Annotated in this window: 20 protein-coding genes, 1 tRNA gene and 1 riboswitch; of the genes, 6 read left to right on the top strand and 15 right to left on the bottom strand. The window is 28.8% G+C overall.

The window, feature by feature from the left end; all coding sequences use genetic code 11:
• From cutD to J2S18_RS03325, 11 genes are all read right to left on the bottom strand, one after another.
• A complete protein-coding gene (gene cutD, locus J2S18_RS03275; RefSeq protein ID WP_307483157.1) occupies positions 1 to 954 on the bottom strand; it encodes a choline TMA-lyase-activating enzyme in 954 nt (317 codons plus the stop codon).
• A gap of 21 nt (positions 955 to 975) precedes the next feature.
• Positions 976 to 3,522, bottom strand: coding sequence for a choline trimethylamine-lyase (gene cutC, locus J2S18_RS03280; RefSeq protein ID WP_307483160.1), 2,547 nt, complete (start codon positions 3,520 to 3,522; stop codon positions 976 to 978).
• A 22-nt stretch (positions 3,523 to 3,544) separates the two neighbouring features.
• Complete coding sequence (locus J2S18_RS03285) at positions 3,545 to 5,035, bottom strand: aldehyde dehydrogenase family protein (RefSeq protein WP_307483163.1); 1,491 nt, start codon at positions 5,033 to 5,035, stop codon at positions 3,545 to 3,547.
• Positions 5,036 to 5,060: 25 nt separating this feature from the next.
• Positions 5,061 to 5,360 (bottom strand): BMC domain-containing protein, encoded by a 300-nt coding sequence (locus J2S18_RS03290; protein ID WP_307483166.1) that lies wholly within the window; start codon positions 5,358 to 5,360, stop codon positions 5,061 to 5,063.
• A 19-nt stretch (positions 5,361 to 5,379) separates the two neighbouring features.
• Positions 5,380 to 5,676: a BMC domain-containing protein gene (locus tag J2S18_RS03295; RefSeq protein WP_307483169.1), complete on the bottom strand. Its 297-nt coding sequence runs from the start codon at positions 5,674 to 5,676 to the stop codon at positions 5,380 to 5,382.
• 37 nt (positions 5,677 to 5,713) lie between these two features.
• Entirely contained in the window at positions 5,714 to 5,980 is a 267-nt protein-coding gene (locus J2S18_RS03300) for a hypothetical protein (RefSeq protein WP_307483171.1), read from the bottom strand.
• Positions 5,981 to 5,985: 5 nt separating this feature from the next.
• On the bottom strand, positions 5,986 to 7,041 hold the full coding sequence (locus J2S18_RS03305; RefSeq protein ID WP_307483536.1) for a DMT family transporter: 1,056 nt from the start codon (positions 7,039 to 7,041) through the stop codon (positions 5,986 to 5,988).
• A gap of 481 nt (positions 7,042 to 7,522) precedes the next feature.
• Positions 7,523 to 8,365 (bottom strand): MerR family transcriptional regulator, encoded by an 843-nt coding sequence (locus J2S18_RS03310; RefSeq protein ID WP_307483174.1) that lies wholly within the window; start codon positions 8,363 to 8,365, stop codon positions 7,523 to 7,525.
• A gap of 163 nt (positions 8,366 to 8,528) precedes the next feature.
• The gene (locus J2S18_RS03315; RefSeq protein WP_307483176.1) at positions 8,529 to 9,674 is read right to left on the bottom strand and encodes a 1-propanol dehydrogenase PduQ; all 1,146 of its coding nucleotides are present in this window, start codon (positions 9,672 to 9,674) and stop codon (positions 8,529 to 8,531) included.
• Between the two features lie 212 nt (positions 9,675 to 9,886).
• Positions 9,887 to 9,962, bottom strand: a tRNA-Trp gene (locus tag J2S18_RS03320).
• A gap of 48 nt (positions 9,963 to 10,010) precedes the next feature.
• Complete coding sequence (locus tag J2S18_RS03325; protein WP_307483177.1) at positions 10,011 to 10,892, bottom strand: metal ABC transporter substrate-binding protein; 882 nt, start codon at positions 10,890 to 10,892, stop codon at positions 10,011 to 10,013.
• A 204-nt stretch (positions 10,893 to 11,096) separates the two neighbouring features.
• On the opposite strand from J2S18_RS03325, the gene tsaE reads away from it, so the two are divergent.
• The 3 genes from tsaE to rimI are packed head-to-tail and all read left to right on the top strand — an operon-like array spanning position 11,097 to position 12,698.
• Positions 11,097 to 11,561 carry a tRNA (adenosine(37)-N6)-threonylcarbamoyltransferase complex ATPase subunit type 1 TsaE gene (gene tsaE, locus J2S18_RS03330; protein ID WP_307483180.1) on the top strand — a complete coding sequence of 155 codons (465 nt, stop codon included), beginning with the start codon at positions 11,097 to 11,099 and terminating at the stop codon, positions 11,559 to 11,561.
• Positions 11,555 to 12,274: a tRNA (adenosine(37)-N6)-threonylcarbamoyltransferase complex dimerization subunit type 1 TsaB gene (gene tsaB, locus J2S18_RS03335; RefSeq protein WP_307483184.1), complete on the top strand. Its 720-nt coding sequence runs from the start codon at positions 11,555 to 11,557 to the stop codon at positions 12,272 to 12,274. Before tsaE ends, tsaB begins: the two co-directional genes overlap by 7 nt.
• A complete protein-coding gene (gene rimI / locus J2S18_RS03340) occupies positions 12,255 to 12,698 on the top strand; it encodes a ribosomal protein S18-alanine N-acetyltransferase (protein ID WP_307483187.1) in 444 nt (147 codons plus the stop codon). Before tsaB ends, rimI begins: the two co-directional genes overlap by 20 nt.
• Before the next feature lie 113 nt (positions 12,699 to 12,811).
• Here the strand turns inward: rimI and gmuD are convergent, their stop codons facing one another.
• The 3 genes from gmuD to J2S18_RS03355 all read right to left on the bottom strand — a co-directional run bounded on the left by gmuD (position 12,812) and on the right by J2S18_RS03355 (position 15,848).
• Positions 12,812 to 14,215: a 6-phospho-beta-glucosidase GmuD gene (gene gmuD / locus J2S18_RS03345; RefSeq protein WP_307483190.1), complete on the bottom strand. Its 1,404-nt coding sequence runs from the start codon at positions 14,213 to 14,215 to the stop codon at positions 12,812 to 12,814.
• 75 nt (positions 14,216 to 14,290) lie between these two features.
• A complete protein-coding gene (locus J2S18_RS03350; RefSeq protein ID WP_307483193.1) occupies positions 14,291 to 15,001 on the bottom strand; it encodes a GntR family transcriptional regulator in 711 nt (236 codons plus the stop codon).
• Positions 15,002 to 15,260: 259 nt separating this feature from the next.
• Positions 15,261 to 15,848 (bottom strand): ECF transporter S component, encoded by a 588-nt coding sequence (locus J2S18_RS03355; protein ID WP_307483196.1) that lies wholly within the window; start codon positions 15,846 to 15,848, stop codon positions 15,261 to 15,263.
• A 127-nt stretch (positions 15,849 to 15,975) separates the two neighbouring features.
• Positions 15,976 to 16,094: riboswitch (FMN riboswitch) on the bottom strand.
• Between the two features lie 137 nt (positions 16,095 to 16,231).
• On the opposite strand from J2S18_RS03355, the gene J2S18_RS03360 reads away from it, so the two are divergent.
• From J2S18_RS03360 to J2S18_RS03370, 3 genes are all read left to right on the top strand, one after another.
• Positions 16,232 to 16,600, top strand: coding sequence for an ArsR/SmtB family transcription factor (locus tag J2S18_RS03360; protein WP_307483199.1), 369 nt, complete (start codon positions 16,232 to 16,234; stop codon positions 16,598 to 16,600).
• 1 nt (position 16,601) lies between these two features.
• Entirely contained in the window at positions 16,602 to 16,973 is a 372-nt protein-coding gene (locus J2S18_RS03365; protein WP_307483202.1) for a NifB/NifX family molybdenum-iron cluster-binding protein, read from the top strand.
• A gap of 256 nt (positions 16,974 to 17,229) precedes the next feature.
• Positions 17,230 to 18,744 (top strand): 4Fe-4S dicluster domain-containing protein, encoded by a 1,515-nt coding sequence (locus tag J2S18_RS03370; protein ID WP_307483205.1) that lies wholly within the window; start codon positions 17,230 to 17,232, stop codon positions 18,742 to 18,744.
• A 132-nt stretch (positions 18,745 to 18,876) separates the two neighbouring features.
• On the opposite strand, the gene J2S18_RS03375 is transcribed toward J2S18_RS03370, so the two are convergent.
• The gene (locus J2S18_RS03375) at positions 18,877 to 20,199 is read right to left on the bottom strand and encodes a class II D-tagatose-bisphosphate aldolase, non-catalytic subunit (protein WP_307483207.1); all 1,323 of its coding nucleotides are present in this window, start codon (positions 20,197 to 20,199) and stop codon (positions 18,877 to 18,879) included.
• Positions 20,200 to 20,208: the final 9 nt, after the last annotated feature.

The following is a 20,208-nucleotide window of genomic DNA, read 5'->3' on the forward strand; positions in this document are numbered from 1 at the left end:
TTAGTGGCGAACTACTTTAACCTTTAAGTCATAATTTTTAATCCAAGATTCAATTTTATCTAAATCTTCATTAGTTAAACTTGGATCTCCTTCTATCTTATAATCAACACCTAATTGATTATATTTATTTACACCCATTTTGTGATATGGTAGAAGATCTATTCCTTTAAAGTTTTTATAATCTTTATATGGCATTAAAAATTCCATAGCTTTTTCAATATACTCTCTCTTATCATTAACCCCTTTTAAAAGTGGCATACGAATTTGTACATTGTATTTATTTTGTAATAACTTTTCAAGATTATATAATATTTGTTCATTTCTAACTCCAGTCCATTTAAAATGTTCCTCTGAGTTAATATGCTTAATATCAAAAAGAAATAAATCTGTAAATTCTGCAACCTTTAGTATATCCTCTACCTTTGCATAACCTGATGTTTCAATTGCAGTATTAATACCTGAATTTTTACAGGCCATAAGCAAATTAGCTGCTGCCTCAGGTTGCATTAAAACTTCTCCACCACCTAAAGTAACTCCACCGCCAGAAAGCTCATAAAAGGTTCTATCTTCTTCTATAATTTCCATTAGTTCAGATATTGTTTTGGTTTCTCCAACAATAGTTATAGCTGAGTTACAGCATACATCTACACATTTTCCACAACCAATACATTCAATATTATGATTAACTTCATGTTTATTAGTTATATTATTCATTGTATGGATTCCAACAGGGCAAACTTCTGCACACTGTCCACAATCTATACATAAATTACTTTTAAACATTACTCTATTTTTCTTCATCATCCCTTCTGGATTAGCACACCATTTACAACGTAATGGACATCCTTGAAAAAAAATTATTGTTCTTACACCTGGTCCATCATACATATTATATTTTTGAACATTGAAGATCCTTGCCTTTCTTTCAATAATTCCATTTATGTTATTATTCATTTAAACTCTCCAGCTTTCTTATTAAAAATGTGTAAGTACTGTTCTACTTATAATTTCATCTTGAACATCTTTACATAATTCAACGAAGTATGCACTATATCCAGCAACACGAACTATTAAATCTCTATATGCTTCTGGGTTCTTTTGAGCTTCAATTAATGTTTTGTTATCTAAATAGTTAAATTGTACTTCTCCTAATTGAAGGGCACATGCACTACGTAATAATGTAATTATTCCATTTTCTCCTTCTGGAGTATCAAGAAGTCCTGATATTAATTTAAAGTTATGAACCATACCTATGTTCATATTGTCACAGGCCATTTTTGAAACTGATTTTATTATTGCTGTTGGTCCTTTATAGTCTGCTCCTTGTGTTGGACTAATACCATCTGATAATGGAGTCCAAGCTTTACGTCCATTTGCAGTTGCTCCTGTTAATTGTCCAAATGGAGTATTATTTGATATTGATAAAGTACCATGGCTTAAAACAGAATATAATGTTTTATATTTTCTGTGTTCCATTTCAGTAAAGTTAATTAATTCAGCTGCAATGTAATCAACATAATCATCATCATTACCATACTTAGGTGCTTCTAAACAATCTTTTCTTAATCTTTCAAAGCCTTCAAAGTCAGCCTTTAATGCTTCATTTATTTCTCTTAATGTGTATTTCTTTTCTTCAAATACAAGCTTTTTAATAGCTGCCATTGAGTCAACATATGTTGCAAGTCCACTCCAAACAACTCCTGGTCCAAAGTTGTACATTGCACCACCAGCTTCTACACCTCTACCTTTTTCCATACATCCTTCATACATAATTGACATAAGTGGCTTTGGTGCTAATTCTCTATGAACTCTTTGAGAAATTACTGTTGCAATACTTGTCCACTTAGTTATATATCTGATTTGCTCTTTAACTGCTTCTTCAAATTGCTCATATGTTTTGAAGCTATCTATATCTCCTAAGTCTGGACATACTTGTTTTCCATACCATTGTGGTACTCCATGATTTAATGCAAGTTCAATACATATTGGCCATTGAGTATATCCTGTTGAAGTCCATTGATAAAGTCTTCCTGACTTTTGTGGTTCAACACATCCCATTAAACAATAATCTCTAGCATCTTCTATTGAAACTCCTTTAGCTAACATCATCTTTATATGAACATCATCAAAGTGACATGCTGGGAATCCCATACCTGCTCTTATTACATCAACTATCTTCTTAAGATATTTTTGAGGTGATGCCTTATGTATACGACAAGCTAATGAAGGTTGATATATTTTTACATGTCTTACAGCATCCATTAATAGATAAGTTAAGTCATTAGTGGCATCTCGTCCTTCTCTTGTAACTCCACCAACGCACATGTTAACAAATGGTTGATAACCTGCAAAGAACTTAGATCCACCTTCACTTGTTATCCACATCATCTCTGACATTTTTATAAGCATACATCCTGCAAGTTCAAATGCTTCAAATTCAGTCATTCTACCTGATTCAATATCAGCTTTAAAGAATGGATACATATATTGGTCAACACGACCTATAGACATACCAGTTTGATTTTCTTCAACTACTAAAAGTGATTCTATTGTCCAAACTGCTTGAATTGCTTCCCAGAAAGTTTCTGGTTTATTTGCTGGAACTTTTGCATTTATTTCTGATATTTTTAATAATTCTGCCTTACGTTTAGGATTTGTTTCCTTACTTGCAAGTTCAGCTGCATAATCTGACATACGCTTAGCATAAATCATTACACCTTCTGCTGTATCTATTACTGATTTATAGAAATAAATCTTTTCTATATCTTCTGGATTTGCATAATTAAGTTCTTTTAACTTATCTTCTGCTTCCTTCTTAATATCAAGCATACCTTTTCCCATTAAGATAACATCATATCCAGGATTTGAATCTCCACCACCATTTACTGCATGGTATGAGCAATCTGAAACAAATGATTCCCCTGAAAGTTCCCAAACTCCAGCTTCTCTATATTGATCTTCACAATATTCATCAACTGATTTACCTTTCCAAAATGGGAATAGCTCTTCTCTCATTACTCTTTTATCTTCTTCTGAAATATAAAATGGGTCTTGAGGTCTAGTTGAAATTGTGTCAATTTCATCTTCCATCCATCTCCATGCTATATCTGGAGAAAATGCTCCAGCTCTTGGTGCACCATTTGGAGCTCCTACTATAAGCTCATTATCTTGAATTAAAAGTGGTGCTGTTTCACAACAATGTTTGAAACATTTTCCTCTTAAAATTGACTTTGGCATACCTGGGTTTTCTTTAGCTATTTGTGTTATAGCTCTTGCTCTATGTGTTGTAATTGAAGGTACTTGTTTTAAATAATTTTCCTTTAATTTAGCTAAACGTTCAGTAATACCTTCTGGAACTTTTCCATCATTTTCACATACTACACAATCACCCTTTTGAGGCTTGTCTTCTGTTATTATTTCATTTGAAACACTCTTAAACATTTTAATTAAAGCTTCACGCTCTTCTTGTGACATGTTTTGAGTAGCTTCCATAAATTTATTTGAAAATTCACGAATATCCATTTTATTTACTCCTTTTCTTTTTTTATTTTGATGAATCTAATATTTGCTTTAAAACATTTTTTAGTAATTTAATATTTTCTATTGAATCATCTTCTTCATTACCTTCTAAAGATAAATTTACATTCTCATTTATTCCTATACTTTTTAAAAGTTCTTCTTTACTTCTAACTTCATATCCAACTTTTCTTATATAAATTAGATTCATTGGAGATACATTGTCAGAGGTCATTCCTTTACCTACAGAACCACTTCCTAAAGTCATTGATGGAAAAAGGTTAGTAGTTGCTCCTATACTTCCAAATACTCCCGAAGTATTTACAAGTATTCTTCCAACAGGTTTCTTTAAAGCAAACTGTCTTATTACCTCTTCATCCCTTGAATGTATAATTAATGTATGACCTTGTCTCTCACTTAATAAAAGCTCAATACATTTTTCACAGGCATGCATCCAATCATCTTCTATATAAAAGGAAAGTATTGGACAAAGTTTTTCTTTAGAATGAGGATTATCTAATGAAACATATTTTTGATTACTTAATAAAACCTTTACATCAGATGGAATATTAAATCCAGCTCTTTTAGCTAAAAATTGTGGAGATTTACCAATAAATTCTCTTTCAAAATTTCCATCTTTATCAAATAAAAGTTTTCCTAAAGCTTCTGATTCTTCATCAGTCATAAAATATCCACCATTTTTTACAAGCTCATTTTTAACCTCATTTGCAATTAAACTATCTACTACAATAGATTGTTCTGCTCCTGAAACAATACCATAATCAAAACTTTTACTGTCTATAATATCTTTTACTGCCTTTTTGATATCTGCTGTTCTTTCTATGAAGGCTGGTCCGTTTCCAGCTCCTCCATAAATTATTGGTTTTCCTGATTTATAAGCTATTTCTAATATTTCTGAAATTCCTGTGTTCATAATAAGTGATGTATCTTTATGTCTCATTAATTCTTTTGAGCCACTAACTGATATTGTACTTAAGTAAGATAATGCACCTTCTGGAAGTCCATATCCCTCTGCAGCCCTAATTAAAATATCTAAAGTTCTTTTCATTACTTTTTTTGCTCTTGGATGCAATGCAAATATTATTGCATTACCTGATTTAATAGCTATTGTTGCCTTATAAATTATTGTTGAAACAGGATTAGTTTCAGGACAAAATGCTGCTATTACTCCTATAGGTACACCAATATCCATAGTTTTCTTTGAATCATCTTTATTTATGATTCCTACACATTTCATTCCTTTTAAATTATCCCTTAAATATGTACTTACAAATTTATCTTTTATTAATTTGTCTTCTACTTTACCGCAATCTGTTTCTTCAAAAGAAGTTCTTGCAAGTTCCTTCCCATATTCTTCAATTTCTTCAAGCATACGATAAACTATTTCATCAAGTTTTTCTTGTGAAAATGTTGCTAGCTTTTTTTGAGCTTCATGTGCATTTTCAACAAGAATTCTAGCTTCTTGCATGGAGAGTAAATCATTATCTATAATATTCATTTTCTTCTCCCCTTTTTATTAAATTTTAAATAGCTTCTATAGCATATTTATCTATTATTTTTTGAAGATCATTATGAGGTCTTGCAATAACTACTGAGCTATAAAGATTTCCATCTTCCATTTCATTAACTGCTCTAATTCCAGCTTCTACTGCTGCACTACAAGCTCCAACATCTCCAGTTACTATAACAGAAATATATCCTGATGCTACATTTTCATAACCAACTAATTCAACATCTGCCGCCTTACACATAGCATCTGCTGCTTCTAAGGCAAAAACTAGTCCGAAAGTTTCAATTAATCCTATTGCTTCACGTCTAATCATAACTAATCATATCCTTTCTTTATTCATCAATATCATGAACTGATACTATTTTTCCAACTTCTCTAATTGGTCTTGGCATAACATTTTTAGCTGTTAATTTTCCTATTGCTGCTGCTGCTTCTGCACCAACTTCCACTGCGGATTTAACTGCTGCAACATCTCCTTTTACCATTACAGTAACAAGTGTTGATCCTATATTTTCATATGAGATTAATTCAACATCTGCTGCCTTTAACATTTTATCTGCTGCTTCAAGTGCTGGAACTAATCCTATTGTTTCTACTAATCCTAAAGCCTCATCTCCATAATATTTCATTTAAAATGCCTCCTATTTTAAATCACATTAAATTTTATTAATCTTTTATAAAGCTATTTATTGTAGCCTTACTTTCTTCATTAGCATGATAATAAATAACTAATTCATCATTATGATCTAAATCAATTCCAACTTCTTCAATTAATCCATTTGCCTCAGCTGTCATTAAGGCATTAATAATAGAATCTTTTGTAAATGCTTTAAATGTAGAATAATCTTTTGCTAAAGCCTTCATAACATCATCAGCAGAAGCTTCCTTAACTGTTGTAAAATATTTTAGTATAGCATAATTAAGTGGTTTCATATTATTTAAGCCTCCTTCTTCTTTCTAAATAAATCTAAAGGATTCATAGCTATAGTTAATATACCTACCATCATTATTACAGCTCCTATCCAAGCAACTGTAGGTAATGACCATCCATCCATTCCTGAAATAACTCCTAAAACTATATAACAGAAAAATGGACCAAAGAATGAATATGTACCATTACAAGCTGTTCCAAGTCCAGCTCCACACATACTGTTTCCTGCATACCATGCCATGAATGTTAAAAATGTTAATAATCCACTTAAAACAAACCAAATCATTGCAGGTCCACTAGTGAAAGCTTGTATTACTAGATTGCTTGATACTTCTAATCCGCCAGCCATTAATCCCATTATTGGAACAACTATAAATAAGTTTGCTATTCCTGAAGATAATTGACGTATACAAATTCCAATTTGAGGATCAACCATTGTTGAAGCATATCCTGCAACGCAACCTTCAAATCCCCATCCTAAAGCTGCTATAACTGCTATAAAAATTCCAAGTAATATTGTTCCTGAAATTCCTCCTGAAAATCCTGTACTTCCTATTAAGAAACTTGCACATATACAAATTGCAATTCCAACAGCCATTCTTTTACTTATTTCTTGTTTATATAATATTTTTCCAAGTATTGCTGCTATTGCTGGACAAAGAGCTGATATTGGAACAATTATAGGTCCTGCCATTTGAAGAGCAACAACATAAGCTGTACCAGCTACTGGACCTCCTATAAGAGCTGCAATAATAATTGTTCTTCCAGGTTTAGTATTTAAGCATCTTATAAAATCTTTAAACTTTCCTTGTACAACAGAGTTACCTATTGCCCAAAATGCACTACAAGTATCATTTATAGCGTTACCTAATGCCGCAAGTAAATATACAACTACAAATGCTGATAATCCAGCAGTATTTGCGCCATACCAATCAGCCCAAACACCTTTGCTCATTCCCATAGTTAAAAATGCAGTATAAAGTCCATATGCAATACCTGAAAATAATGCTATGGATACACCTTTTTTGAAAAATTTAGTTTTCATTTTTTCTTTCATCGCCATAGCTCTTTTGTGTTTATCTCCATTAGAGCCATTTTTTACATCGATTCCTACTGAAACTTCAGCCATAAATAAAAACTCCTCCCTTTTATAATTTTTATCAATAAATTGATTCTCTTAAATTTTTATTATTTTTACTTAAGCAATCATTTTATTTTAATAATTAATAAAAACCTTTACTTTAGTTGTAACCTTTAAAACTTATTATCAAATTTATTATCTTTTGGAAACACTAAATAATCTTTTTACATCTTCTATTCTTGTTGCTTAAATTATAATCCCTCCAGTTAACTTTAAGGTCAATATATAAAATAAAACATTTACATATTGATAATTTAATAATAATTAGTGTATTTTATTAACATTTATCAATAAAAACATTTGTTTATAAATTTTTTTTAATAAATAACTAACTAACTAAAAAAAAGTATGTAGTTTTTAACTACATACTTTTTTTAAAATCTTACAGTATAGTATAAGGTTTTCAATTTTTAGTTTTACATTTGTTTTTTATTTTTATCATAACTTCTGTTACAAAATTTTTATTATCTTTACTTGTCCAATAATCAACTACATATCTTTCATAACATTCTTCCTCATGTTCGTAATTATGTTCTTTAATCCAATCTTTTATTTTTTTATATGTATCATTAATATTATCATGTGAACCTATATGATAACAGGAAGCTACTAAGGTTCCACCAAACTCCATTGTTTTTTCAGGTTCACATTTTATAAGCCCCTTTTGAATTATTCTCATTTTTTTGCACTTTCCGTTAATCTTTTCTTCATGGGATGGAAATTGTATTATAACAGGTCCTGTAATAGCATTCTCTATACTCTCTATGTAATTTGTAAAATCTATGTTTATTATTGAATCCATATAATCATAATTAAAATCTTGATCTAGAAATAACATTTCGCTCTTTTCAATATATTTTACACAAACATCACAAAGATTATTTTCAATAACCATATTAGCTTCTTTAACTAAGGAGTGCCAATCTCTAATTGATTTCTTTTTTAGATTTAATTTTCGTTCTGTTTCTTCAAGCTCCTCAATTTTTTCTCTAAAATTCTCTTCAATATCATTACATTCAAGTTCATAAAGTAAATTTTTAATCTCTTCAAGCTTAAATCCACTTTGTTTATAATACTTTATTACAGGTATAGACAATAAGTTATCTTTACTATAGTATCTGTATCCGTTATCATTTTGTACCTCATCAGGAGATAATACACCAATCTTGTCATAGTATCTTAAGGTCTTTTTACTTATCTTGCAGATTTTTTCCACCTTTCCGATATAATACTTTTCATCTTTCATTTGTTTTCCCCCATTCTTTATTAACTTAGTAACTTCTTGTATATATGATTATCATATTGATATTTTTTTGTCAAATTATCATTAATAAATATATATATAGTAATTTTTTTAATTAAAGTAAAAAAATAGAAGTTAGAAGCGCTATACTTCTAACCTCTTTTATTTAAATTCCTATAATCTTATCTAATAATTTTTCTAAATCAGCTTTTGAAACAGCTCTTGGATTAGCTTTTGTGCAAACATCCTCTAAGGCTGCAGTAATAATTTCTTCTTTAACTTCATTAGTTAAATCAATATCTACATTAAGTTCTTTCAAAGTTGAAGGAATATTTAATTCTTTTTTAAGTGAGATAATATTTCTTACTAGATTATTAACACCTATAACAACACTACTACCATTCATATCTAAATTTTTAGCTAATCTTTGATATTTTTTAGCAGCTAAATCATACTCTTTTATATAACAATTATTATTTATATTTGCATTGAAATCTATAACATAAGGTAATATTATAGCATTTGCTTTACCATGTGGTATGTGAAGTTTTCCTCCTATAGCATGTGCTAAACTATGAGTAATTCCAAGACCAGCAAAATTAAATGCCATTCCAGCTAAACATGAAGCGTTATGTAGCTTTTCTCTAGCTACCAAATCTTCACCATTTACATAGGCATCTTTTAAATAATTAAAAGCTAAACTTAAAGCTTTTTCTGCTAAAGCATCTGAAAAATCTGTAGCATTCTTAGAAACATAAGCTTCAATTGCATGAGTAATTACATCCATACCTGTATCAGCTGTTATACTTTTAGGTACAGATTTTACAAGTTCAGCATCTAGTATTGCAACATCTGGCAAAAGTTCTTTATCTGTTAATGCATATTTTAGGTTTTCATCTTTATTAGTTATAACTGCATATTCAGTTACCTCAGAACCTGTTCCACTAGTAGTTGGAATTGCATAAAATTCTATATTTTTATTAGATTCTCCAGATAAATTTTTATAAAACTCCCTTATTGCCTTAGCTCCATCTATAGAAGATCCTCCACCTAAAGCTATTATAATATCTCCACTACATTCTCTAAGTTTTTGAACTCCTGAAGCTACAATTTCAACACTAGGATCTGGTACTATATCGCTAAAAATAAATACTTCACATCCACTTAATTTTTCCGCTACCTTTTTAGCCATTCCAGATGTTTCCATGAATTTATCACAAATAATCAAAACTCTCTTATTAGATATTTCACTTAATTTATTTAAAGCTCCTTCACCAAAATAAATTTTAGTTTTTAAACTAAATTCTTTCATATTTACATTCTCCTTATTTATAAATAAATTGAAAGTGTAAATAAGATATTTAGTATACGTTTTCCATATTGATAATAAATTTGATGTTTTTATTGTATCACGTTTTTTTATTTTGGAAAATATAATAATAAAAATATTAAGAATTTAATATTTTAAATTAATAATACAAAAAAAAGCTAGAAACGTAAGTTTCTAGCTTTTTTATTAATATCTGGCAGGGGCACTAGGACTTGAACCCAGAACCAATGGTTTTGGAGACCACTACTCTACCAATTGAGCCATACCCCTTTAGGACAATATTGATTATAATATATATGTTATAAAAAAGCAACAATTTTATTTGCTTTTATTAACCAAATCCTCTAATTGTTTCATATTATCATTTATTATTTTTTTAAATTCTTTATTATCATTGAAAGAATCTAAATTTATTATCTTTACGTCCTCTTTGCCCTTGTATTTGCTATCTTCACTCTTTACAAATACTATGTCTTTAACATTTAAATTATTATCTTTAGCATAATCTTCTAAACTTGATTTTTCAGGTAATACTTTAAAATTTATTCCAAGACCTTTAAAGAAATATTCTAACTTTTTATTTTCTAATACAAATGTATATTTATCTATTCCTTTTGTATTTTTGTCAAAACTACTTTTTGATTCATCAATACTCTTAACTAATTTATTATAATTTCCTTCATAATAATCTCTATTTGCAGGATCCTTCTCTTGAAGAGCTGCCTTTGCATTATAAAGCATTATTTTATATTCAGGTATTCCTAAATAATAATAAGGATTTTGTATATCTTTTCCGTCAACTTTGTACTTTAATTCTCTTATTCCCCTTGATAAATTTACAACACCTAAGTTACTCTTATCTAGTCCATTTATCATATTATTTATAGTAGCATTTTCATTACCTGCTCCTGAATAAAAGAATAAATCCATATTTGATATATTTTTTAATGTATTTTCATCATATTTATAATCTTTTATGTCCTTTGTATTTTTAAACATATATTCTATATTATGCTTATCTCCAGCTATTTCTTTAACCATTTCATATTCTGGTTTATTAACTGTAATTATGTTTAAATATACATCTCTATTATTTTTTTCATTTTCTGACGTATCTGCCATTAGAGTTTTAGAAACTCCTCCAATACCTAAAAAAAAGGCCGCTGTTATTATTAGCATGGCAGCTGTTAACTTTTTCATGTCTCCACCTCTTTATATACCCTCTCATTTATAATATATATTTTAATTTCGACTTATATTCTGTAAATATTTTACGTTACTTTATTTTACACTTTTTATATCTATAATGCAATTACTTTTATGTTACTTTTACTTTTCTTTTTTTAAATTTTTGGATAGAATATAAGGATAGGTTATATTTTAAAGAAAGGAGCATTTAATTTAATGGAATTTGAAGTTAATAGTATTTACGAAACTACAAAACTTGGAAATGCTTTAGGAAAACTTTTAAACCCTGGTGACATTATTTGCTTAACTGGAGATTTAGGTACTGGCAAAACTCATATTACTAAAGGTATTGCTAAGGGTCTTGGAATAGATGAAAATATTACTAGCCCAACTTTCACCATTGTAAATGAATATGATTCAGGAAGAATTAAATTATATCATTTTGATGTTTATAGAGTTAGTGACCCTGATGAAATTTATGCAATTGGTTTTGATGATTATATTTTTGGTAATGGAGTTTCAATTATTGAATGGGCAAATTATATAGAAGAAATCCTTCCAAAGGATTACCTACATATATATATACAAAAGGATTTAACTAAAGGAGAGGATTATAGAAAAATAATCATTACTCCTTATGGTGAAAAATACAATTATGTAAAGGAGCTGACTTTATGTTAGTTTTAAGTGTTGACTCATCCTCAAAATGTGCAACAGCTGCATTAATAAAAGATGATATGCTTTTAGCAGAATATACTTTAAATAATAAAAGAGAGCATTCTGTTCTTCTTATGGGAATAATAGAAAAATTATTAAAGGATTCAGATTTATCTATAGATGATATAGATGGCTTTGTTGTTTCTAAAGGTCCTGGATCATTTACAGGTCTTCGTATAGGAATGGCAACAATTAAAGGTCTTAGTTTTGGAAGTGGAAAGCCTTATGTTAGTGTTTCCACTTTAGAGGGGTTAGCTTATTCCCTTTCATCCTTTGATGGTATCATATGTCCAATAATGGATGCTTTAAGGGATAATGTTTATACTGCAATGTATAAATCAATAAATGGTAAACTTGAAAAAATAGTTGACTGCACTTCAATGGATCTTTCTGAACTTAAAGAAAAACTTAACTCTTTAGGAGAAAAGGTTATTTTTACAGGTGACGGAGTATATAAACATAAGGATTATTTAGTTGAAAACATTAAAAATATTTCCTTTGCCCCAGTTCATATAAATACAGTAAAAGCATCTCAAATAGGAGAAATAGGATTAAATCTTCTTAAAAATGGTATTAAAGATGATGAAAATTCTTCTCCACTTTATTTAAAGAAACCTCAAGCTGTTAGAGAATTAGAAAAAAGGCTTCAAATGAACAATGGCGAATGTAATTCTTAAAAAAATGGAAAAGGAAGACATTGAAGGTGTCTATAATGTTGGTAAACTAAGTCTTAAAGAAAGTTGGAGCTTAGATTCTATAGAAAAGGAGCTTTCTAACAAGTTTGCCACTTATATTATATGTAAAAGTAATAATGAAGTAGTAGGATTTGCTGGTGCATGGATAATTGCCTGTGAAGGTCAAATTACTAATGTAGCTGTACATCCTAATTTCAGAGGACAAGGCATATCAAAAAAGCTAATGGAAACATTACTTTTAGAATTAGAAAAAAATAATTGCAAAGATATAACATTAGAAGTTAGAGAATCAAATGAAATTGCAATTAATCTTTATGAAAAATTTGGATTTATTAGTGAAGGTTTAAGAAAAAACTTTTATGAAAATCCTAAAGAAGCTGCAAATATAATGTGGTTACATAAATAAAATATGTTTAAAAAGCAAAACAAAAAAATTTGGCTATGTTTTAACCATTCACTTAAAAACATAGCCTAAATTTTATCCCATCTTAAATATTTATTATTTTGCTTTTTTATTTACTATAAATTAAAACCATTATTTTTTGAAACTTCTTTTATCCATTTTCCTGATTTTTTAACAGTCTTTTTTTGAGTTTCTAAATCTAAAGATATAAAACCATATCTATTTTTATAAGCATTACACCATGACCAACAATCAATAGGTGTCCATGTGTGATATCCAAAACAATTAGAACCTTCCTCTATACCTTTATGAAGATATTCTAAATGCTCTTTAAAAAAGTCAATTCTATAATCATCCTCTATAATTCCATCTTCATTGATGTACTTACTTTCACCTTCTACACCCATGCCATTTTCTGAAATATACCAAGGTATATTAAAATAATTATCCCTTATATTTATTGCTATATCATACATACATTTAGGATATATCTCCCATCCTCTATAAGGATTCATTCTTCTTCCTGGCATTTCATAGTTATCAAAATATTTATCTGGCATCCATCCATTACTCTCATCAATATCTTTTTCCCTTGCCTTTACTCTTCTTGGCTGATAATAATTCACTCCTAAAAAGTCAATTGTATTTTCTTTTAATATTTTCATTTCTTCATCAGTAAAGTCCCAAATAACCTTATCCTTTTTTAAAATTTCTACAAGCTCCTTTGGAAACTCTCCCTTTACTGCTACATCCAAAAATGAATTATTAAAAAAGTTATCAGCAAATTTGGCTGCTTTAACATCCTTTTCTTCTTCTGATCTTGGATATGCTGGAGTTAAATTAAGTATTATACCAATCTTACCTCCATCTTTATTATATTTTTTATCCCTAAATACTTTTATTGCCTTAGCTGATGCTAAGTTTAAATTGTACATAACTTGTACAGCCTTTTTACCATTAACTATTTGTGGATAATGAAATTTATATAAATACTGACCTTCAACAATTACTATTGGTTCATTAAAAGTTGTCCAGTATTTAACTCTATCACTAAATAATCTAAAGGCAGTTTCTGCAAACTTAACAAATAACTCAACAGTTTTTTTAGATTCCCATCCACCATATTTATCATATAGCTCAACTGGAAGATCAAAATGATGAAGATTCATAACTGGAGTCATATTATTTTTAATACATTCATCTATTACATCATTATAAAATCTTACACCATCTTCATCTGGCTCCCCTGTTTCTAAATCCTTTATAAGTCTTGTCCACTGAATTGATGTTCTAAAACTATTTAAACCTATTTCTTTAAGAGATTTTATGTCCTCTTTATAGCTGTTATAAAAATTTGAAGCTATATTTGGACCTACTCTATCAAAAAACACCTCTGGATTTTTATCAAACCAATAATCAAATACATTTTTATGCCTTTTATTAAATTCTCCTTCTGATTGAGGACCTGATGTAGCTGACCCCCACCAAAAATTCTCTGGAAATTTTAAAAATTTACTCATATTTATTCCTCCCAAAATTCTCATATTAATATATAAACAAAATTTGTATGTTTAATTAACTCTTATAATTTTTTACTATCTAATAGTTACAGCCTTAAACTCAAATCTATCATACCTATGTCTAGAAAAAGAATATTCAAAAACTTTACCATTTTCTAAATATCCTATTTTTTCTACTTCAATAACTGGTTCATCATCTTTAAGTAACATATACTTTTTATCTATTTCATTTGGTTTTTCTGCTCTAACTGTTGAATGAGCACTTTGTATTTTTAGTTTAAGTTTATTTTCTAAAAAATTATAAACTGAATCTAATGCATCTGCTTTTTTTATTCCTTCAACTATGTAAAGAGGCATATAAGTTTTTTCAATAACTAATGGTTCCTTATCTACATATCTAACCCTATTTATAAAACAAACAAAGTCATCCTCATCAATTTTTAAAACACTGGCTACTTTTTTATTAGCATTTATTATTTTAAAATCTAATAAATCACTTTTTATATCATGTGCTGCCTCTGCTTTAGTTAATCCTAAAAATTGTTTCTTTTCACTTAAATAAAGCAAATCCTCCTTTGTCAAATCCTTTACAAAAGTTCCAGATCCTCTTCTTTTTACTATAAGTCCTTCATTTACTAATATATCTAAAGCTTTCTTTACAGTCATTTTACTTGCATTAAACTTTTCACATAATTCCTTTTCAAAAGGTAGCTGCTCATTTGCTTTATATTTTTCATTTAATATATCATCCTTTAAAGAAAAAGCTATTTTTTCATATTTAACCATTTTTATATCTCCTATAATATTTTCTTCATTTAAATATTTACAAATACATTATACATAAAAACATAAGTTTTGTATATAAAAGTATATACTTTTAATTAATAAATATATAATTATATTTTTTTTGTATAAAATTTATATTTATAAAAAAGTAATCTTTTTAAAGTAAAAAAAATAAACCCTTAGAAAAATTTATTTTCATAAGAGTTTATTTTAAAATATTTATTATATTAAATTCTAATTTATTAATTCTTTTTAATTACTAGGCTATTTTTTCTTTATGATTTTTCTTACCCTCAAAATTTGGTTCAACTTTAAAAATAGATACTGACACCTTTTTGTATAAAACATATGTTAATCCTGATACTAACACACCTTTAATTCCATTAAAAGGTAGTAAGCCTACTGTTACATATTGCATAAGAGCCTCTGGAGCCATTTTCATACCATAAACAGGTAATAAGAAATAAACATTAGCTATGATTCCTATAACCTCCATTACAATTACTCCAACTACCATTCCTAAAATAGCAGTTTTCTTTGATTTATTTTTAAAATAAATCCATGCAGCTGGTGCAACAAAGGATGCTCCAATAATAAAGTTTGCAAGTTCTCCTACTCCACCAGTTGAACTACCTTGTAATAAGAAATTCATTGTAACTTTTAAAAATTCAATTAAAATTCCTGCAAGTGGTCCAAAAGCAAATGCCCCCATAAGTGCTGGCACATCACTTAAATCAATTCTAAGCCATGGAAACATTGGTAATACTGGAAAATCAAAGAACATAAGTATAAATGCAATACCTGTTAATAATGAAATTTTAACCATTTTGTTTAAATTTGATGTCATTTTTTAATTCCTCCCCCAAATTATCTTCCTTTGGTGGGTAAGTATTAGTACTATAAATTTAAAATAAAAAAACCTGATACATCTAAATATATCAGGGCGTAGAAATTCTAAATTATAATTACTAACATGTTACCTTCTTTCATCCAGACTATACTGTCGGCTTCGGAGTCTAACCGAATCATGCTAAAAATTTAGCTCGCGGGCTTTACCGCCGGTGGGGAATTACGCCCCGCCCTGAAGATATTTTATTAAATTTACAAGTAAATGTTAACATTTTAAACTAAAATAGTCAATATATTTTTATTAAATACTTGAAATCCAATATTAAAAGGAGTAAAATCTAATTAAGTAATTACTTAATTAAAAAATTTTTTGAGGTACTTATGGATAATATAGTAAGACTTTTTAAAGCCTTAGGAGATGAAACTAGGTTAAAAATACTTTTTTTACTTGCTAGAAAAAATGTATGTGCAAAAGGTATATCTAAACATCTTAATATATCTGAAGCTGCTGTTTCTCAGCATATTAAAATACTTAAAGAATTGGGTATTGTTGAAGGATATAAAAATGGATATTTCATTCATTATTCAGTTAATCATGACACATTAAATGAATTAATAAAATTTATAAGTAACCTTCAAAATCCTAATGTAGAAGTACTAAATAATTTCAATTCCTTAAACTTTAATTGTGAAGGAAAGAAAAATTGTAAAAAAAGTTGTAATAATTCAAATTGTGAAAGGGGAAATTAAAATGAAAATTTGTATTCCTGTAAAAGAAAATAATGGTTTAGAAAGTATTCCTTACAACCACTTTGGTTCTGCTCCATTTTTCTTAGTTGTAAACACTGAAAATAATGAAGTTACTCCTATTAATAATGGAGATTTAAATCATGAACATGGACAATGTCAACCAATAAAAGCAATTGGCGGCGCTGATATTGATGTAGTTCTTGTACTTGGAATTGGAGCTGGAGCTATAAACAAATTAAATTCTATGGGCGTTAAAGTATTTAGAGCAGAAAATACTTCATTAAAAGAAAATATAGAATTATTTTCAAATAATAAATTAGTAGAATTTAATCCTTCAAATTCATGTACTGGTCACAATTGTGGTCATCACTAAAAGTAATAAAGTAGTGGGTTTTTAATCCACTACTTTTTTCATATTTAAAATACTTAACAATTATTTTTAGAAAAATTATCTTTTATTTTATATTAAAAGGTAATTTTTTTATTTTATTCATTTAACTTAAAAATTTGCAATAAAAGCTAATAAAAACTAATGAATAAATATAATTATTTAATTATATTTTTTTGTTACAAATTTTAATTTATAAGTTATAATAAATACTGAATAATATATACTGAGGTGATATGTGATGAGAGGAATCTACAATTCGGTAACAGATATAAGAAGAAAGGTCTTTACTGAAATAGCCCGCCTTGCTTATGAAGGTGGAGATTATGCAAACAAAATAGAAGAACTACCATTTAAAATTTTACCTGGAGAAAGAGCAACTTATCGTGATAGCATATTTTTAGAAAGAGCTATTATTGGTGAGCGTTTACGTTTAGGTATAGGTCTTCCTTTACGTAAAATGGATGAACATGCTCCATTAAGTAAAGGAATTAATAAAAGTGCTATTGCTGAAAAATATTATGATGATCCATTAATTAATATTATCAAATTTGCATGTAATGCATGTCCTGAGAAAAAAATAGTTGTTACAGACACTTGCCAAGGTTGTCTAGCACATCCTTGTAAAGAAGTTTGTCCAAAAGATGCTATAAGTATGGTAAATGGGAAATCTTATATTGACCAAGAAAAATGTATTAAATGTGGTCGTTGTCAAACTGTTTGTCCTTATGATGCTATTAACAAGTTAGAACGTCCATGTGCTAAAAATTGTGGTATGGATGCAATTAAATCTGATGAATTTGGTCGCGCTGAAATTGACTATGACAAATGTGTATCTTGTGGTATGTGCCTTGTAAACTGTCCATTTGGAGCTATAGTTGATAAAGGTCAAATATTCCAAATAATACATGCAATGAAATCACAAAAAGAAGTAATTGCTGCAATAGCTCCAGCTTTTGTTGGACAATTCGGACCTAGTGTAACTCCTGAAAAGGTAAAATCAGCTTTAAAGGAATTAGGTTTTTCTGATGTAGTAGAAGTTGCTGTAGGTGCTGACTTATGTACAGTTGAAGAAACAGAAGATTTCTTAGCTAAAGTTCCAAAGGAACAACCATTTATGGCTACATCATGTTGTCCTGCATGGTCTGTTATGGCTAAAAAATTATTCCCTGACTTTAAACCATATATTTCTATGGCATTGACACCAATGGTACTAACTGGTCGGTTAATAAAAAGACAAAAACCAGATTCTAAGGTTGTATTTATAGGACCTTGCGCCGCTAAAAAATTAGAAGCTAGCAGAAAGAGCGTTCGTAGTGATATTGACTTTGTTTTAACCTTTGAAGAAGTTATGGGAATGTTTGAAGCAAAAGGAATAGATATGGCTAAACTAGTGGCAGATGCTCCATTTGAAGAAGGAACTGCAAATGGTAGAGGCTTTGCTGTAAGTGGTGGAGTTGCTAATGCTATAAAACAATGTATAAATGATAAATATCCTGGAAAAGAAGTTTTAATTGACTCTGCTGAAGGATTAAAAAATTGTAGAACTATGTTAACACTTGCAAAGGCAGGAAAACGTAACGGTTATTTATTAGAAGGTATGGCTTGTCCTGGTGGATGTGTTGCCGGTGCAGGTACATTACAAGCAGTACCAAAATCTAGTACATTAGTAAAGAAATATACTAATGAAGCTAAAAAGAAACTTGCTTTTGAAAGTGAATATTTAGACAACCTTGATTTATTAACAAAAGAGTAATATACAAATATAATTTTAAAACATAAATTATATTATAAAATTTATTATTTTATATAATAGCCTTTAAACAGCTAAATATATTTAACAAAAAAGGAAAATGAAACTCATAAAAGTTCATTTTCCTTTTTCTCTTTATTTTACTGCAAATATATAGTCATCTATATATTCACCAATTCTATCTTTTAACAGTTCCTTTGGGTTTAATTCTAACTTGCCATCTCTTATTTTTTTATATTGAGTATGCATATATTGACTAACTAATGTTATAGGAATTTCAACCTTATTTAAATTATCAAGCATCTTTTCTAATGCAAAATTTACATCCTCTCTTGGCATATAATATCTACATCTATCTGAAAGACTATATTTTCTATCAAATTTAATTTTTTCACTACTTCCAGAGTAATGTTTTATCCAATCCTTAGGTTCTTTTACCATATTAAAATCTAAAACATCTATAAACTTAGATAATTCTAAATTAGGATTATATTTTAACAATTCATTTTCCATTTCATTTAGTGCAAAGGCTCCTTCTCTGAAACCAAAGGTTAAAGCAGGTCCAACTTTTAAAATTATATACCCATCCTCAACCATTTCCTTTAAGGCTTTTGGAGTTTGATAATCTGTTGAATGAGCTTCAAAAGCTACATCATCATATTCTTTTAAAGCTTCTGTTAAATCCTTTGCAGCTTCTCTATTATATCCCCAAACATAATCACTACTAAATTCTACACCAGGTTGTACAACAACTCCAACTACATATTGAAGTGCATCATAAACACCAGCTTCCTTAAAGGCATCCTTAAATGTTTCCAATGTATTTTTAAAATCTACAACTTTAGTTACTGAAATACCTTCTTCCTCTTCCTTATCTTCTCCTTCAGCCTGTGCTCCTCCTGGAATTGGAACTTCACTACCTATTACATAAACAGGATGAATTGCATTAGAATTTTCCTTTAATAATTCTTTATATGCATCTTCTGCTACTTTACAAAGAATAGCTGCTCTTTTAGCTATTATCTCATCTCCAAAATTTCCAGATTCCATATCTCCCTTTATTGGCATACTTGTATCTATATGAATTTTAGTAAATCCTGCAAGAACATACTCTCTTATTAAATTTTTAGAATTTTCCATTGCAACTTCTGGATCTAAATTAGTCCAAGTAAGTGGCCCTAAATGATCTCCCCCTAAAATTATCCTATCTTCCTTAAAGTTATTATCTCTAGCTAATTTATATATATAGTTTATAAAATCCTTTGGTTTCATTCCTGTATATCCACCAAATTGATCTACTTGATTTGCTGTTGATTCTATTAAAAGATACATATTTTCATCCTTTAATCTACTCATTGCAGCTTCTATAACATATTGATTTGAAGTGCATACTGAAAATATTCCTGCATGTTCTCCATTTTTATACCTTTTTACAATATCTTTAATAGGATGTACCATATAACCTTC

Origin of the sequence: Eubacterium multiforme (assembly GCF_030813415.1) — a bacterium.
Classification (GTDB): Bacteria; Bacillota; Clostridia; order Clostridiales; family Clostridiaceae; genus Clostridium; species Clostridium multiforme.